This is a genomic window from Sporosarcina ureae, assembly GCF_002101375.1.
Classification (GTDB): Bacteria; Bacillota; Bacilli; order Bacillales_A; family Planococcaceae; genus Sporosarcina; species Sporosarcina ureae_B.
Map to the genome: position 1 here is coordinate 32619 of NZ_CP015207.1, position 16760 is coordinate 49378.

Here is a 16760-nt window from a genome sequence, read left to right on the forward strand (position 1 = left end):
GAAAAGGGGTAAAAAATTATGAAGCATCGTTATCTACCTATGACGGAGCAAGACCAGAAAGATATGCTCGAAACAATCGGCGTTTCTTCCATTGATGAACTTTTCTCGGATATTCCGGAAAAGGTACGTTTTCAAGGCGAATATCAAATTAAACCAGCCAAATCCGAAACATCTCTTCTAAAAGAACTGGGGCGTTTGGCTGCGAAAAATGTCAACGCTCAAGAGTATGCATCGTTCCTAGGAGCGGGAGTTTATGATCACTATCGTCCGATTATCGTAGATCATGTCATTTCACGTTCTGAGTTTTATACAGCGTACACACCATACCAGCCCGAAATTTCACAAGGTGAGTTACAGGCGATTTTCGAATTCCAGACGATGATCTGTGAATTGACAGGGATGGAACTAGCGAACTCTTCCATGTACGACGGAGGAACGGCACTTGCAGAAGCAGGAACACTTGCTGCAGGGCATACGCGCCGTAAGAAGTTACTTGTGTCCGCTACTGTTCACAATGAATCACACGCAGTCGTGAAATCATACGCTGACGGACAATACATTGAAGTCGTAACGATCCCACATACAAACGGTATAACGGATATCGATAAGCTAAAAGAACTGATTGATGATGAGACTGCAGCAGTACTCGTTCAATATCCGAACTTCTACGGACAAGTAGAGGACCTTCAGGCAATCAGCGATATTGCACATGACAATGGTGCACTATCGATCGTCTCAGCAAATCCACTTGCACTGGGGCTATTGACACCGCCTGGAGCGCTTGGAGCGGATATTACAGTTGGAGATGCACAACCATTCGGAATCGCAGAATCATTCGGTGGACCACATTGTGGATATTTCGCAGTATCGAAAAAGTTGATGCGCAAAGTTCCTGGCCGTCTAGTTGGCGAGACGAATGATGATCAAGGGCGTAGAGGATACGTACTGACATTGCAGGCGCGTGAGCAACATATTCGTCGTGACAAAGCAACATCCAATATTTGTTCGAACCAAGCTCTGAACGCTCTTGCGGCATCTGTTGCGATGACAGCTCTTGGTAAGGAAGGAATTAAAGAAATCGCATATCAGAACATCGCGAAAACAGCCTACGCGAAACAAGCATTTGAAAAAGCTGGATTCGAAGTGAAATTTGGTCCTGCGCATTTTAATGAACTTGTAGTGGATTGTAAATCACCTATTAAAGATGTCAATAAACGACTGCTTGAACAAGGAATTATTGGTGGATATGATCTAAGTCTAGTAGATGAAAGTCTAGCGAATCACGCACTGATCGCTGTTACAGAACAACGTACGAAAGAAGAAATCGATGCATACGTGCAAGAACTGGAGGCTATCCATGCATAAGGACAATCAATCACTCATTTTTGAATTATCCCAACCTGGCCGAATCGGTTATAGCTTACCTGAATTAGATGTACCTGAAGTAGATGTTACATCCATTTTATCTCAAGGTGTAATTCGTACGGAAGAAGCAGAACTGCCCGAAGTATCTGAGTTGGACATCATGCGTCACTATACTGCATTGTCCAATCGTAATCACGGTGTCGACACAGGATTCTATCCATTAGGTTCTTGTACGATGAAATACAATCCGAAGATCAACGAAGCAGTAGCACGTTTCCCAGGATTCGCACGCGTTCACCCGCTGCAAGACGAATCTACTGTACAAGGTGCACTTGAAGTAGTGTACGATTTGCAAGAACACTTAGCTGAAATTACGGGTATGCCACAAGTTACATTACAACCTGCAGCAGGCGCGCACGGAGAGTGGACAGCATTGATGATGATTCGTGCTTTCCATGAAGCGAATGGTGATACGCAGCGTACGAAAGTACTTGTACCCGACTCCGCTCATGGAACAAACCCGGCTTCTGCAACGGTTGCTGGCTTTGATACCGTGACAGTGAAGTCGAATGAAAAAGGCTTAGTAGATCTTGAAGATTTGAAATCAAAAGTAGGTCCTGACACGGCAGCGTTGATGTTGACGAATCCGAACACGCTTGGTCTTTTCGAAGAAGATATCTTAGAAATGGCGGCAGTGGTTCATGGAGTGGGCGGAAAGCTGTATTATGACGGAGCGAACTTGAATGCGGTTATGTCTAAAGCACGCCCTGGCGACATGGGCTTTGATGCGGTTCACTTGAACTTGCATAAGACGTTCACAGGCCCTCACGGTGGTGGCGGACCAGGTTCAGGTCCAGTTGGAGTAACGGAGGAATTGGCTGCTTTCATGCCAAAACCTGTTGTTGAAAAAGTAGATGATCGCTTCATATTGAACTATGACGTGCCACAATCCATTGGTCGTGTGAAGCCGTACTACGGAAACTTCGGTATTTATCTACGTGCATATACGTATATTCGTTCAATGGGTCCAGACGGCTTAAAAGCGGTTACAGAATACGCAGTGCTTAATGCCAACTATATGATGCGTCGCCTAGAACCATACTTTGATCTTCCCTATACACAGCACTGTAAACACGAATTTGTTTTATCCGGTCGTCGTCAGAAGAAACTTGGCGCACGTACACTCGATATGGCGAAGCGTTTGCTAGACTTTGGCTATCATCCGCCAACAATCTATTTCCCTTTGAACGTGGAAGAAGCCATGATGATCGAGCCGACAGAAACAGAATCAAAAGAAACGTTGGATAACTTCATTGAAGCGATGATTCAAATCGCCAAAGAAGTAGAAGAAAATCCTGAAATCGTTCAAGAAGCACCACACACAACAGTCATCGGCCGCCTAGATGAAACAAAGGCAGCACGTAAGCCGGTGTTGCGTTATATAAAAGAACAATCACCAATAGAAGAAACGGTACAATAATAAAATAGATTGAATGGAGCGCCGCTAAAAGTTAGCGGTGCTCTTTGAATTGCAAATAATTTAACCATTTAATAACTCTTCTGTTATACATGTCCCGTTTGAAGAATACTATATTAAGAGTGCATAGTTAGTTGAAGGAGAATTAATGATTCGATTTATATACGCGATAAACTTCATGAATCATGGAGGTATCCTGCAATATGTGAAGCCTACATATCAATACTATTAAGACTAAAACTAGTTCTAAACACAGTCTTGTAAAATCAAAATCGTATATTATACGATAAACAAATGATCTGTGTCAACCGTAAATTTGAGAAATTTCTAACAATGTGTTATACTGTATATGTACAAGTAATCAGGACGGCCGTAACAATCCTGCGCAACTTATTCCAGCAAGGAATGAAGGGCGCATTTTTTGAATTCGAAAAATGGGTTGTTCCATTTCAATGAAATAAAATGTGAAAACACAGAATGTTTTAATTAGATTTGCTGTAAAGTATTTATCAAGGAATTTATAGGAGGAGATTGGCTAGTGAATTTAATTAATGAAGAAATTACTCATAACGTGTTTGGTGAGGGAAATATTGTGGAACACGAAGAGTCATTCATCACTGTTGATTTTAATAAGGATCTTAAAAGATTTGTCTATCCCGATGCATTCGAGAATTTTATTACGTTAAACAATCGAAGTATGGCAGAGTCTTTAGAGAAGGTCTTTGTGGAACGAAAAGCAGAAGAAAAAATATTGGAAAAGAAGCGTAAAGAAGAAAAGGCTATCCAGGTGCTTGAGCAGCAGCGTAGAGAAATATTAAAGAACCATAAAATTCATGAAAGTTCACAAATTGTTTTCTGGTTAGATAAAGAAAAACAGTCAGAAGTACTTGGCGACTGGGAGATATCGACTGGAAGTATACAAAGTGGGAAGAATAAAGGATTACCTAACCCGGTGACTCGTTTGCGTCCGAACAGTGCAGGTGTTCTAACTGTTAGAACCGCAGATCAAGCAGAAACTGAAAGAACTATTATTGGTCTCTTCATGGTTGGTGATACGTTTACTGGAAGTATCGGTGAGGATGGTTTGGTGCCTACCCACCCTGAATATAGAATTCAACTTACTGAAGAAGAAGCTGAGAAAATGCTTTTCTGGAATTACTATAAAAATAAGAACTATCCTGATCGTACTTCATGGAATTCAGGTACATTCCGTTATTTTGATAATATTTGGACTGCTCAAATTTTAAACGATATTATTGCATTAAAAACGGATGAAGAGCAAATCAAAGAAGCACAAGAGTTTATGAGCTATTTCTGTAAATTGAACGCTATTGACATGAATAATATTCCGGAAGCAGAAGGCTCTTTACGTTAACAAGTAAAGTCACTTTAGCCGAAGTGCTTTAGAAAATTACACATAAAACTGCCAGGTACGAGCACATGACGACTGTGTTGGTACCTGGCAGTTTTTCATCTTTCAATTATTCTGTTGATATAGCATTTAACAGGCTAACGAGAACGTTTCAAGTGATTAGAAACATACAGTGTATAGAATAATAAGTGGCTATAAGCGAATACATTGCGTATTAACATTTCAGTATCATACAATTTCTATAAAAATGTAAGCGAATTGTTAGTGTGAACTAGCCTCTAAAAATTTTCATTTTAAATCTTTGAATATATACTATATAATTTACTAAATTGAATAAAATAAAAAACAGTATTGAGAATAAGACATAAAATTAAAATCATTGCAAAGGATTGAATTAAATGAGAGAAACGGTAACGGCGATGGATGTTGCTAAGCTAGCGGGCGTTTCACAATCGTCGGTTTCAAGAGTATATTTTGAAGGTGCTTCTGTTTCGGCTAAAACTAGAAAACGGGTTCTTGAGGCAGCGGCAGAGCTCGGCTATCGTCCCAACGTATATGCCAGAAGTCTAATAACAAACCAGTCTAAAATTATTGGACTTGTGATGAAAAGTGTTCACAATCCATTCTATACACACGTATTAAAACGATTTAGTTCAATCTTCAAACAGCAAGGTTATAGCATCTTATTTGTCTCCACTAATAATGATGAAATTCAAGAGGAAGATGTGGAAACATTACTTAACTATAATGTAGCGGGCGTAGTTGTAACAGATGCTACGATATCAGAAACAGTTGGAAATGAATTCAAAAAGAATCACATACCTCTTGTTTTTTTTAATAGAAAGCCTAAGACTGAAGTTTTTCATTCAGTAAGTTGCAATAATTTAGAAGCTGGACGCTCTATTGCTTACTTTTTAATTGCAAAAGGGTCCATGGAACTAGTATTGATCACGGGAAATGAAGATACCTCTACAAGTATAGAACGTAAAAAAGGTTTTTGCGAAGTCTTGGATCAGCAAAATATTGTGTATCGCACGTATAGTTCGGACTATACGTATGAAGGGGGATATAACACAGCTACCACTCTGATTGAAGAGAATCAATTACCATCTGCTATATTTGTGGCGAATGATATTATGGCACTAGGAGTATTAGATGCACTTCGCAAACATGAAATCCGAATACCTGAATACACAAGGGTAGTTGGATTTGATAATATCGGTATGGCTTCTTGGCCTGCATACGAATTGACGACATGGGAACAGCCGATTGAAGAAATGATTGAAGCAACCGTAACGTATTTGCTGGATGAAGTGACATCTTATACAGGATCTGTGCAAACGATAGAAGTGGATGGCAAATTGATAGAAAGAAAAACTACATAAAGTTGTTGACTTTGACGAATATTTAGACTATTATTTTGACGTAGAGTTATTTGCATACGTATGCAAATCGGAATTTGCTTACGCATTCTAAATATTACTCAAGTTAGTATGTAGACCAAACAAAATGGAAGCGTTTAAAAATAGGAGGCAAAATCATGGTAAAAGTAATAAAAGCAGGTAAATCACAAGAAGAAGTAGTAGCAAATGATACGAAGGTATCTGAAATAGTTTCTGAGGCGTTAAAAGCAGTGGAAAATCGTGGAGATCATGCGGTACGTGAACTATCGAAGAAATTTGATAAATGGTCCCCAGAATCCTTCAGACTTAGTGAATCAGAAATTAAAGAAATTGTCGCGCAAGTGCCTGACAGTGTAATCGAAGACATTAAATTTGCTCAAACTAATATTAAAGCGTTTGCAGAAGCACAGCTTGCTTCTTTGCACAATGTGGAAGTGGAAAATATTCCTGGCGTTATTCTAGGACATAAAAATATTCCAGTAAACAGCGTAGGTTGTTATATACCGGGTGGACGCTATCCGATGGTTGCATCTGCACATATGAGTGTATTGACTGCAAAAGTTGCAGGAGTGAAGCGGGTCATTGCCTGTACACCACCTATCAATGGCGAAATCCCAAAAGCGACCATTGCGGCAATGTATTTAGCAGGTGCAGACGAAATTTATTTACTTGGTGGCATTCAAGCGATGGGGGCAATGGCTATCGGGACAGAAACAATTGAATCTGTCGATATGATTGTCGGACCGGGTAATGCATTTGTTGCTGAAGCGAAGCGACAATTATACGGTCGTGTAGGAATTGATTTGTTTGCAGGTCCAACAGAGACACTGGTTGTAGCAGACCATACAGCAGATGCAGAAATGATTGCAATTGATCTTCTTGGTCAAGGAGAGCATGGACCTACTTCTCCTGGAGCGTTGATTACGACTTCTGAAGAACTTGCACACGAAACGATTAAAGAAATTGAACGTCAGTTGGACACACTTCCAACGGCAGACGTAGCAAGTGTGTCTTGGGAAGATTATGGTCAAATATTGGTTGTGGATTCTATTGAAGAGGCACGGATCGAAGCAGATCGCCTAGCATTCGAACATGTGGAGATTTTAACAGAGAATCCCGATTACTTCCTAGAGCACATGACGAACTACGGCTGCTTGTTCTTGGGACCGGAGACAAATGTAGCATACGGAGATAAAGTAATTGGAACAAACCATACTTTGCCGACTAAGGGAGCTGCTCGTTACACAGGTGGATTGTGGGTTGGAAAATTCATCAAAACGGTCACTTATCAGAAGGTAACTCCTGAAGCCTCTGCATATATCGGTGAGTACGCAGCACGCCTTTGTCTTCTAGAGAACTTTGAAGGACATGCTAGACAAGCGCAACTACGTGTGGATCGGTATAGTAAATAATAAAGTACGTTATAAAGGAACAAGGTAATTAGGAGGAATGAGTATGTTAGGAATGATCGGCCTTTTTGGGGGACTTGCGATCTTGATTTATTTAACAATGAGAGGTATGAACCTTCTCATTGCGGCACCCATTACTGCACTGTTGATCGCAATTATGAATGGCATCCCGCTTTTCCCACAGTTGGCAGAAGAAGGCGCGGTTAATTTCTTAACCAACTATATGGGTGGATTCACAGGATTTATCGCTTCCTGGTATTTAATGTTCTTAACTGGAGCTATATTCGGTAAAGTTATGGAAGATAGTGGTGGTGCCGATAGTATTTCAAAGTGGATTGTCAGTAAAATTGGTATGAAAAGAGCAGCCTTGGCGGTCGTTATCGCTTGTGCAGTGTTAACGTATGGCGGGGTAAGTTTGTTTGTTGTTGCGTTCTCGGTCTATCCGATGGCGTTAAGTCTGTTTAAACAAGCTGATTTGCCAAGAAGATTCATTCCAGCTGCACTAGCATTTGGTTCTACAACATTTACGATGACATCTGCAGGATCTCCTGAAATTCAAAACTGGATTCCAATTGAGTTCCTTGGCACGAGTCCATATGCGGGATGGGAAGTCAGTATTCTCGTAGCAGTCTTCATGTTCTTGTTCGGCTATTGGTGGCTGAAGCGAATGATTTCCAAAGCTGTATCCAAAGGGGAAAGGTTTGTTGCAAGAGATACGGATAAGGAAGTAGATATGCAAAGAGCTCTTCCGAATCCAATACTGAGTATGATTCCATTAGTAGTAGTTCTTGGAATCACGTTATTATTGCACAAATCTCTTGGAACCTCGGCACTAATTATCTCTTTAAGTGGCGGTATATTAGCAACATTTATTTTGAATAAAAAGTACTTCCAAAATTTTGGTCATGCAGTAGGAGAAGGTGCGATGGGTGCAGTTATTGCTATTGCTAATACAGCTGCAGTCGTTGGTTTTGGCGGGGTAGTCAAGGCGACGCCGGCTTTTGATGCGGCAGTAAATGTCATGACAGATATTCCGGGAAGTCCCTTAATCGGTGGAGCGCTTGCGGTAGCAGTCATTGCTGGATTAACCGGTTCATCGTCAGGTGGACAAGCAATTGCTTTGCCACTATTAGCACCACACTATTTAGATCTAGGTGTAGATCCCGAAGCATTGCATAGAACGGTATCCATCTCTTCAGGGTCGTTGGATTCACTTCCTCAAGGGGGATATGTTGTAACAACAATTCGATCTATTGCTGGCGAAACACATAAAGACGCATATCCGGCATTTGGAGCTTTGTCTGTCGTTGTACCAATACTAGGCGCAGCCTTAGCAGTCATTCTGTTTTCGATCGGACTATAAAATAAAGACCTAACGAATCAAATATATAGTTCATCTAGACTCTTAATTTCCCAGGTAATGAAAAGCACGACATATGTAAGCGCAAAAGGCTTAAGGTTTCTATCTTTTCGTAAATGACAACGTAATCTTATTAATATGTTGTATTTTGAAAGCGATAATAATGGATTAGAACATAAAGAAGCGTCACTCATCATTCAGAGTGACGCTTCTTTCCAGGAAGAATTAGTAAATATCTCGTTTCCAAAAACGTTGCTGGGTAATAGCGAGTATAAAATCATCGTTAAAAGTAGCGTTATTTTCCGCAAACACAATACCAGGTCCCTTTTTTGCGTCAGATGCTGTGAAAATAGCGTTTCCGGTTTTGGCAACGCTAATCGGTTTATAATGTCTGAATGTCTCATTGATGAAATAGACGCTATCCGAATTAAACTTTGCTTGATCCGCTGCGTTTCCGCCTACTACATAAAGAGAATCGAATAAAACGGGAGCTGTAGTCAAAAACGTTTCATTGACATGAATCTCCAGGCCGTTCTTTCCTCTCACCGTACCAAGTTTTTCACCAATTGTATATACCCAAACTCCATACTTTGCTAGATGTTCAATTGTCGATTTCACTTCCTCGTCAGAAAATCCGTCACCAATGAGAATACCGACCTTCAAACTGTATGGGTAGCGGGGAGTATTTTCCTGGCTCAGCGCAGGGGATGACGCTGTAACTTTGACTTGTTCACCAGTTGGTTTATTAACTCCTACATTGTTTGCGATTATGGTAGCCATTTTCTGATCAACGTTAGCGAACATATCTACTACTTGTTGTCTAATACTTATACTATTCACTTTTCCAATTTCAAAACTAAACGCGTTAATAATATGTTGTTTTTCGGGCGGTGACATACTATTCCAGAAAAGTCGGGCTTGAGAAAAGTGATCCTTGAATGATTCGCTTCGTGCTTGAATGATGCGCCCTTCCACTTTTTCAGCATAGTGAACAAATCCGCCTTCTTTTGCTGTGGAAGTGGAAGGCGTATTATCAGCCAAAGAATTTTTATGATAACTTACTTTGCCGACATCAATTCGCTGTCGGTTGAATCCATTTCTCTGATTGTTATGAAATGGACAGACTGCACGATTAATCGGTATTTCTGTAAAGTTTGGTCCACCGAGACGGTATAGTTGGGTATCGAGGTAGGATAAAAGTCTGCCCTGTAAAAGTGGATCATTAGTGAAATCTATTCCGGGCACTACGTTACCAGGATGGAAAGCGGCTTGTTCGGTTTCAGCAAAGACGTTTGTTACGTTTTGATTTAACGTCATTTTCCCAATGATTTTAACAGGCACGATCTCTTCGGGCCACAGTTTTGTTGCATCGAGAATATCAAAATCAAACATGAATTCATCTTCTTCTGCAATCAATTGAACGCCGAATTCATATTCAGCAAAATATCCTTTATCAATACATTCCCATAGATCTTTGCGCTGGAAATCTGCATTTTTTCCAGCGATTTTCTGCGCTTCATCCCATACTAATGAATGCACGCCGAGTATTGGTTTCCAATGAAATTTTACGAAACTAGCTTGACCTTCACTATTAATCAGTCGGAATGTATGGACACCAAAGCCTTCCATCATTCGCCAACTTCTAGGAATGGTCCGGTCTGACATTTGCCACATCACCATATGGGCGGATTCTTGATTGTTAGCTATGAAATCCCAAAACGTATCGTGAGCTGAAGCCGCTTGGGGCATATCTGTGTCCGGTTCAGGTTTTACTGCATGAACAAGATCGGGAAATTTCATGCTGTCTTGAACAAAAAACACAGGTAAATTATTTCCCACCAAGTCGTAATTTCCTTCTTCTGTATAAAACTTCACCGCAAAACCTCGGACATCCCTTGCTGTATCAACAGATCCTAAATTTCCTGCTACGTTAGAAAAGCGTGTGAAAACAGGTGTCTTCTGTCCTGCTTTCTGGAGAAAGGCAGCTGTTGTATAGTCTTTCATTGATTCATATAACTCAAACTCACCGTGTGCTGCATATCCTCTCGCATGAACAACCCGCTCAGGAATCCGTTCACGGTCAAAGTGCATGAGTTTTTCTTTTAAATGAATTCCTTCCATTAATGTAGGCCCACGTACTCCTGCTTTCAATGACTCTTCATCATTGGACACTTTCACTCCTTGATTGGTCGTAAGCTTTTTTCCTTTATTGTCAACTTTAAATTGTTCCAACTGCTGAACTTTTCGATTCTTTTCTCTATTCATATTTTCGTTTGCCGATTCATCTTTCAAGAAATTCCCTCCGTTTATTAGTATATGATGATGAAAACTTCACATCTCACTTATACTGTATGTATAAGTGATGATAAAAAGCCCGCTCATTTACATTAAGGAATAAAAAAGAATACATTTTAGTGGAAGGGCTTAGAAATGATTTATAGTAGTATAGCTTTTTTGACATGTGATTCGGTTAGTATAGTAAAATGCCAGGCATGGAGACATTTTCAAATTGTCTCTGTGCCTGGCATAAAAAATTATCTATTATCTATCTTCTCGGGATATATATCATGTTGAAAAAGTCTTTCTTTAGCCATTTGTTCGAAATACGTTCCAGGTTTTCCGTAATTACAATACGGATCAATGGAGATTCCGCCACGCGGAGTGAACTTGGCCCACACTTCAATATATCGTGGCTCCATTAAATGAATTAAGTCTTTCATAATCAGATTTGCGCAATCTTCATGAAAACCTGGATGGTTTCTGAAACTGAACATGTATAGCTTTAATGATTTACTTTCTACCATTTTCACATCAGGAATATAGGATATATAGATGGTAGCAAAGTCAGGTTGGCCAGTGATTGGACAAAGGCTAGTGAATTCAGGAATGTTAAATTTAACAAAGTAATCATTGCTTTGATGTTGATTCTCAAACGTTTCTAAAACGTCTGGATCATATTCATAGTTATATGTTGTCTCTTGATTTCCGAGTAATGTAAGGCTGTTTTTACTGTTTTCTGGCATTTTCCAAACTCCTTTTAATGTGCTTCTGAAATATTTGGTTCATATATATTTAACTTAATCACAACTTGTCTAATCCCGCCGGCAACGATTAACTGCATCAACACTTTCGCTATCCATTGTCCGAGTATTGCATATGGAACTAACTCCCATGGGACGAAGTTAAGCCCTAGTGGACCAATTCCAATAATTACAAATAAACTTGAGTCTAAAAAGCCAGCTACCACACCCGAGAACAGTACTCTTTTTACAAAAGGTAATTTAAAGCGGGTATAAATTTCAGTATCTGCTGTTTCTGAAACAATAAAACTAAGCGTACTTGCAAAGACGATCCATAATTGATCTCCTAATAAATGACTGGTAACAGCGGATAATAAGAGTGCGACTGCAATCAATATGTATGTTTGACGTCTTCCGAATCGGTTTTGGACCATATCTCTCATGACAAGTGTTAATCCAATGAACAAAGTACCGTAGGGGATAATTAATGGACCAAGTTCAAGTGGAGCAAATCGTGCTGTAATTACATTGGCAAGAATGATAGATAGTAAATAAATCGTAATTCGGATCATGAGACGTGCTGTCCTTGTAAGTATTTCGCTAACCCATCATTTCTCAACTGGCAAGCGGGGCATTCCTTGCAACCATCTGCAATAACACCATTATAGCAAGTTAGCGTGTTCTCTCGAATATATTTCAGCCGTCCCATTTGATCGGCCATGGCCCAAACTTCTGCTTTGTCTTTCCACATTAAAGGAGTGATCAAATCAAATGGATAGTCCATTGCTAAATTCAAAGTCGTATTCAATGAACGAATAAACTCATCCCGGCAATCAGGGTATCCACTAAAATCTGTCTCACTTACACCGGTAATAATCGCTTTTGCCCCAACAGTTTTAGCATAGATTGCCGCAAATGAAAGAAATATGTGATTCCGTCCCTCTACAAATGTATTGGGTACACTTCCTTCTTCTACTTCAATTTGCATACCATCTCGGGTCAATGCGTTCGAAGTTAACTGATTGAGAACGTCCATTTGAATGATCTTTTGTTTAACACCTAAGTCTTTCGCGATTTTTGTAGCGCAATCAACTTCTAACTTATGTCTTTGCCCATACAAAAATGTGACGGTTTCTACTTCGTCGAATTCTTCCATTGCCCATAACAGGCAAGTGGTAGAATCTTGTCCGCCACTAAATACTACAACTGCTTTACTCACTCTACATTCCTCCATAGTTTTGTTTTTAGAGGGGATGGTTACGAACCCTCTGCAATAATCGAAGTGGCTTAGTTATATATTCCTAAGACAGCTATGATTATTAGTAGTTAAAATATACACTTTAATCGTCCTTTCCACAAGCGGATTGAGAATGCTACCTGTTACTGGTATCTTTAATAAAACATAATGAAAGATGAAGCATTATTCATGTTAGATAATCTGTTTATAGACGCGACGATTAGGAAAGTGCTTGTAAAAAAGATTAATTTTTCTGGTATTTAAATAATACAAAGGGATATGTGTGATACTAACGTCAACGGGACGACAGTGCAATGACGTTTCCATAAAATCAATAGAGGATACCAGTGCTGTAATCAGTCGTCCTTTCTGGCATTATGATCTAGAAATCATGATGAATTTCGCGCAAACCAAAAAATAGTAGAATGGAGATAATTCAATGTACGAATTAAAAACTAAAGAAACCGATAGTAGTGTTATTGAATTTATTGAGAACATTGATCAACTTAGAAAGCGTGAAGATGCTTTTAGTTTACTGGATATCTTCACCGAGACGACGGGGTATAAAGCTAAAATGTGGGGACCGAGTATTATAGGTTTTGGCAAATATCATTACAAATATAGTTCTGGTCATGAAGGGGACGCGCCAATCGTAGGTTTTTCCCCACGAAAAGCTAAAATTAGTTTATATGTAACGCTTGAAAATGAACAGCGAGAGAAACTGTTAAAAGATTTTGGGAAACACACAACAGGTAAATCTTGTATATATATCAACAAAATCGCGGATGTTGAAATAGAGATATTAAAGAAATTAATAGAACAATCTGCGGCTTTTATTAAAGAAATCTATCCAAATACAGAAAAACTATAGAGCGGAGTACGTGTACTAGATATACTTTGCCTAATTTAGCAATACTGTTTTACAAGAGAAGAGGAAAGGTGGAAGATTTCTTTGACGATATATGAGATGAAAAATGATTTATCGATTAAAGGGAGAAATGGGATCTCATTTATCCTATCTGCTAGTGTGATTTGGTTGATTATTACCATTATATTTATGCAGTCATTAGAAATAACGCAGAAAAATATAGGAATGCTTTTTTCGACAGGTTTAATGTTCCCTCTCTCAGTTGGTATTTCATATATACTAAAGGCCGATTGGAAATTTAAAAATAACGCCTTAGGTAGTCTAGGGTTATATTTGAATCTAGCACAGATTCTCTATTTTCCGATACTTTTTTGGAGTATGTTAAAAAGTCCACAGGATGCAATTATGATATTTGCTATTATTACAGGGGCGCACTTTTTTACGTACGGATGGTTTTATAATGCAAAACCTTATTATATATCGGCTCCGATGATTGCGATCGGCATAATGTTTTTAGGCCTTTATACAACGGCAGACAATCTATGGATGATTCCTCTCTCAATGGTAAGTGTATTATTGCTATTAAGCTTTGCACTCCATATGGATTATAGAAAGGTAGTAAAGCGAACATAACTGGTATTTACTAAACTATTTTCTTCACGCAATGGGCAGCCAAGCGATTTCCATAAAATCAAGTGATCGTGAATGTCGGATTTTATTGAAGTGTTGAATGACAATGTTTCAGACAATACAAAAAGACAGTTCCAAAACGGGAACTGTCTTTTCTTTGGAACTATTATTGATACTATAGATGTAACTTCAATAGTTAAGAATAAATTCCTTGTACTCTGTTCAATAAGCTATCTAGTCGTTGGCTGCTTTTTACAACGCTCGGATGTGCGATTCCTAAGAATTCAGCTTTCTTATACATGATAATTCTTTTTACTTCAATTCTAAACAATAGTAAGTTTCTTTCAATAGTTTTAATCATTTTTTCCTCCGTAATATATATTACGCTTCACGTCATGTAGCGGTTAACTTGCTAGGTTGGAAGCAACTTTCTTATCATATATAAAGCGAATTGAAAAGTGTGTCGCTTTTTGACTGACTCCTATATTGTTTATAGATTATGACATAAATGTGTATGATGATTGAAAATTCAATTATATTAGGTAGGATAAAATAATCCTTTAATCGACACGAGTGTTGTTTTATTTTTAAATCTTCGTGAATAAAAGAAACGTACTATTAGATATTTGTCATAATAAATAATTGCTTAATATACAAATTATGACAGTCCTTAAAGGCAATGAGCTTCTATTTGGCGCGAAGGTAGGGGCTTATAACAAAATAATAGTTGACCTGACGAAAGCTAGAAGTAGCTGGATAAAAATCAATAACTAGAATGAGTGACTTTGCGTAAACCTATTCACAATCAAGCAAAAGAGGTTGCCTTGAAAGATTCAAGGCAACCTCTTTTGCGTCTTAATAACCAATTGTTGAATCGGTTTCCCAGTCATGTCGAGTAGTTTGTCTATGTTGCTTCTGCAACTGACGGATTCGTTCTTCATATTGAATATTCGCCTCATAATGGTAGGTGAGCGCAATTGACATATATAATTCATTCAACTGTGATACAGAAAGGCCTTTTGTCTGCTTGGCTATTTCCTCCACTTGTTCTAGAGAAAGTATCTTTTTGCGATCCAGTTTTTCCATGTATAACCTACGGACTTCCAGTGTCGGAGACTTGATTTCATATGTGCTGTCAAAGCGGCCTGCGCGGTTGATGAGGGCAGGGTCGATGCGTTCAGGGTAATTAGTCGTCCCGATGATGAATAAACCATCACGGACATGTACGCCATCTAGGATGTTTAGAAATGTGCTTCTCATATGTTCCGGCATGGAGTCGATGTCTTCGATTACAAGGATGGCGGGTGCGAGCCGTTCGACTGTATTGAACACTTCTTGTACGGAATGACTCCCTGTGAATTCCGTGATTTGCCAATAGACAACAGGTGCGTCAGTTGTTCCGGTAATGGAACGTACGAGTGTCGTTTTACCGTTACCAGGAGATCCATACAGCAAGATTCCTCTTTTATATGGTAGTCCGTATTCTTTAAAGAAAGCCCCGCCATCTCGGAAGAATTCATCGATAGAACGAAATAGATCATTCTTCAAACTTTCATCCAGCAGAACGTCACTGCGCTCAATTTGTGCGCCGGCGCCATACGTCTTTTTTTCCATGCCTTCTTCGGTATCCACTAAGTACGTAATATTCGTTTTCATCGCGTCTCGTTGAAGTTGATTGAGCACTTCGATGAAATCTTTGACGTGACTGGCCGATGGCGCGAATACAGTATGTTCTGACCAAGTAGAGCCGGTTGCGACATAATAGCTAATGTTGGCGATGGCAATTTGATGTTCAGGAAAGAATAGCAACTGATTGTCGATTGTTTCAGCACCTTGTAAGGAAAAAGCATCAGTTGATACGTCTTGTTGAATTTTTTGTGTCGGCAATGTGGCGTAAATATGACTAAGTGATTCGTAAGGCAATTGTTTACGATGAATCAACTCAGGAAGCATGGTTTCTGTATAAGAGGAAAACTCATCCACTTGGATAATTTTCCAATCAGCCGGTGAACGTTGTTGAAGTGCGTCTAGAATCGCTTCAATGACGACGCCATAATATTGATAATGTGTCAGCTTCTCGTATTGTGCGGACTGTAGTGGAATTAAAAAAGATGATTTCATTAATTTAACACTCTCCCTATAAATAAGTAGATCCTCCTTAAAAAGGAGGATCCGCAATGATTATTTTGTTTTGATTTTACCTGACCACTTTTTAAATCCACCGCGTAGCTGGTAGATTTCTGTACAACCTTTTTTCTTCAAGAATAACGCAGCACGGCCTGTACGGCTTGTGTTTTGGTCATAAAGATAAACGGGTTTGTCGGGGCGGATTTCCTTATAGCGCTGTGAGAACTGTGTAAATGGAATATTACGCGCACCTAAAATATGTCCAGCATCGAAATCTTTTGGTTCGCGCACGTCGATCAATTGTGCTTTGCGATATCCTTTAATAAACTCTTCTTGCGTTAATGTAGTCAATGCTTTTCCGACACGTATGTATGTGATGACGAAATACAAAATGACCGCGAGCACAGCTGCTCCTAAAATATAATAACTCAAAAAAACTTCCCCCTTCATCAATATCTCTATTATAAAGATTATCTGGCATCAGTTCAATCC

General features: G+C 39.2%; 15 protein-coding genes. 8 read left to right on the top strand and 7 right to left on the bottom strand.

The genetic code is table 11. The features are described 5' to 3' along the window. The first annotated feature begins 18 nt into the window (after positions 1-18). From gcvPA to SporoP8_RS00235, 6 genes are all read left to right on the top strand, one after another. Positions 19-1365 (top strand): aminomethyl-transferring glycine dehydrogenase subunit GcvPA, encoded by a 1347-nt coding sequence (gcvPA, locus tag SporoP8_RS00210; protein ID WP_085130430.1) that lies wholly within the window; start codon positions 19-21, stop codon positions 1363-1365. Further along, a complete protein-coding gene (gcvPB, locus tag SporoP8_RS00215) occupies positions 1358-2845 on the top strand; it encodes an aminomethyl-transferring glycine dehydrogenase subunit GcvPB (protein WP_085130432.1) in 1488 nt (495 codons plus the stop codon). Before gcvPA ends, gcvPB begins: the two co-directional genes overlap by 8 nt. 535 nt (positions 2846-3380) lie before the next feature. Next, positions 3381-4217: a malate synthase gene (locus SporoP8_RS00220; RefSeq protein WP_085130434.1), complete on the top strand. Its 837-nt coding sequence runs from the start codon at positions 3381-3383 to the stop codon at positions 4215-4217. A 395-nt stretch (positions 4218-4612) separates the two neighbouring features. After that, complete coding sequence (locus SporoP8_RS00225) at positions 4613-5599, top strand: LacI family DNA-binding transcriptional regulator (protein WP_085130436.1); 987 nt, start codon at positions 4613-4615, stop codon at positions 5597-5599. A 155-nt stretch (positions 5600-5754) separates the two neighbouring features. Then, entirely contained in the window at positions 5755-7029 is a 1275-nt protein-coding gene (hisD, locus tag SporoP8_RS00230) for a histidinol dehydrogenase (protein WP_085130438.1), read from the top strand. A gap of 43 nt (positions 7030-7072) precedes the next feature. Then, entirely contained in the window at positions 7073-8389 is a 1317-nt protein-coding gene (locus SporoP8_RS00235) for a GntP family permease (RefSeq protein WP_085130440.1), read from the top strand. 222 nt (positions 8390-8611) lie between these two features. Here SporoP8_RS00235 and SporoP8_RS00240 read toward each other — a convergent pair whose 3' ends face one another. The 4 genes from SporoP8_RS00240 to queC form a co-directional block, all read right to left on the bottom strand. After that, positions 8612-10651, bottom strand: coding sequence for a catalase (locus tag SporoP8_RS00240; RefSeq protein WP_198166100.1), 2040 nt, complete (start codon positions 10649-10651; stop codon positions 8612-8614). 269 nt (positions 10652-10920) lie between these two features. Continuing rightward, on the bottom strand, positions 10921-11409 hold the full coding sequence (gene queF, locus SporoP8_RS00245; RefSeq protein ID WP_085130444.1) for a preQ(1) synthase: 489 nt from the start codon (positions 11407-11409) through the stop codon (positions 10921-10923). Between the two features lie 14 nt (positions 11410-11423). Beyond that, a complete protein-coding gene (locus tag SporoP8_RS00250; protein WP_085133510.1) occupies positions 11424-11975 on the bottom strand; it encodes a VUT family protein in 552 nt (183 codons plus the stop codon). Next, positions 11975-12625, bottom strand: a complete 651-nt coding sequence (gene queC / locus SporoP8_RS00255) for a 7-cyano-7-deazaguanine synthase QueC (RefSeq protein ID WP_232319172.1) — start codon at positions 12623-12625, stop codon at positions 11975-11977. Before queC ends, SporoP8_RS00250 begins: the two co-directional genes overlap by 1 nt. 457 nt (positions 12626-13082) lie before the next feature. Between queC and SporoP8_RS00260 the strand changes: the two genes are divergently transcribed. Then, complete coding sequence (locus SporoP8_RS00260; protein ID WP_085130448.1) at positions 13083-13514, top strand: DUF1801 domain-containing protein; 432 nt, start codon at positions 13083-13085, stop codon at positions 13512-13514. Between the two features lie 81 nt (positions 13515-13595). Continuing rightward, complete coding sequence (locus SporoP8_RS00265) at positions 13596-14144, top strand: DUF7010 family protein (protein ID WP_085130450.1); 549 nt, start codon at positions 13596-13598, stop codon at positions 14142-14144. Between the two features lie 193 nt (positions 14145-14337). Here SporoP8_RS00265 and SporoP8_RS00270 read toward each other — a convergent pair whose 3' ends face one another. From SporoP8_RS00270 to SporoP8_RS00280, 3 genes are all read right to left on the bottom strand, one after another. Further along, a complete protein-coding gene (locus SporoP8_RS00270) occupies positions 14338-14502 on the bottom strand; it encodes an aspartyl-phosphate phosphatase Spo0E family protein (RefSeq protein WP_085130453.1) in 165 nt (54 codons plus the stop codon). A gap of 494 nt (positions 14503-14996) precedes the next feature. Beyond that, positions 14997-16262 (bottom strand): AAA family ATPase, encoded by a 1266-nt coding sequence (locus tag SporoP8_RS00275; RefSeq protein ID WP_085130455.1) that lies wholly within the window; start codon positions 16260-16262, stop codon positions 14997-14999. Between the two features lie 60 nt (positions 16263-16322). Next, positions 16323-16718, bottom strand: coding sequence for a rhodanese-like domain-containing protein (locus SporoP8_RS00280; protein WP_085130457.1), 396 nt, complete (start codon positions 16716-16718; stop codon positions 16323-16325). Between the last annotated feature and the right edge of the window lie 42 nt (positions 16719-16760).

Bases quoted from the DNA above. Each gene is read 5' to 3' on its own strand.
- gcvPA (WP_085130430.1), top strand. From the start codon at position 19: ATGAAGCATCGTTATCTACCTATGACGGAGCAAGACCAGAAAGATATG.
- gcvPB (WP_085130432.1), top strand. From the start codon at position 1,358: ATGCATAAGGACAATCAATCACTCATTTTTGAATTATCCCAACCTGGC.
- SporoP8_RS00225 (WP_085130436.1), top strand. From the start codon at position 4,613: ATGAGAGAAACGGTAACGGCGATGGATGTTGCTAAGCTAGCGGGCGTT.
- hisD (WP_085130438.1), top strand. From the start codon at position 5,755: ATGGTAAAAGTAATAAAAGCAGGTAAATCACAAGAAGAAGTAGTAGCA.
- SporoP8_RS00235 (WP_085130440.1), top strand. From the start codon at position 7,073: ATGTTAGGAATGATCGGCCTTTTTGGGGGACTTGCGATCTTGATTTAT.
- SporoP8_RS00240 (WP_198166100.1), bottom strand. From the start codon at position 10,651: ATGAATAGAGAAAAGAATCGAAAAGTTCAGCAGTTGGAACAATTTAAA.
- queF (WP_085130444.1), bottom strand. From the start codon at position 11,409: ATGCCAGAAAACAGTAAAAACAGCCTTACATTACTCGGAAATCAAGAG.
- SporoP8_RS00260 (WP_085130448.1), top strand. From the start codon at position 13,083: ATGTACGAATTAAAAACTAAAGAAACCGATAGTAGTGTTATTGAATTT.
- SporoP8_RS00270 (WP_085130453.1), bottom strand. From the start codon at position 14,502: ATGATTAAAACTATTGAAAGAAACTTACTATTGTTTAGAATTGAAGTA.
- SporoP8_RS00275 (WP_085130455.1), bottom strand. From the start codon at position 16,262: ATGAAATCATCTTTTTTAATTCCACTACAGTCCGCACAATACGAGAAG.
- SporoP8_RS00280 (WP_085130457.1), bottom strand. From the start codon at position 16,718: ATGAAGGGGGAAGTTTTTTTGAGTTATTATATTTTAGGAGCAGCTGTG.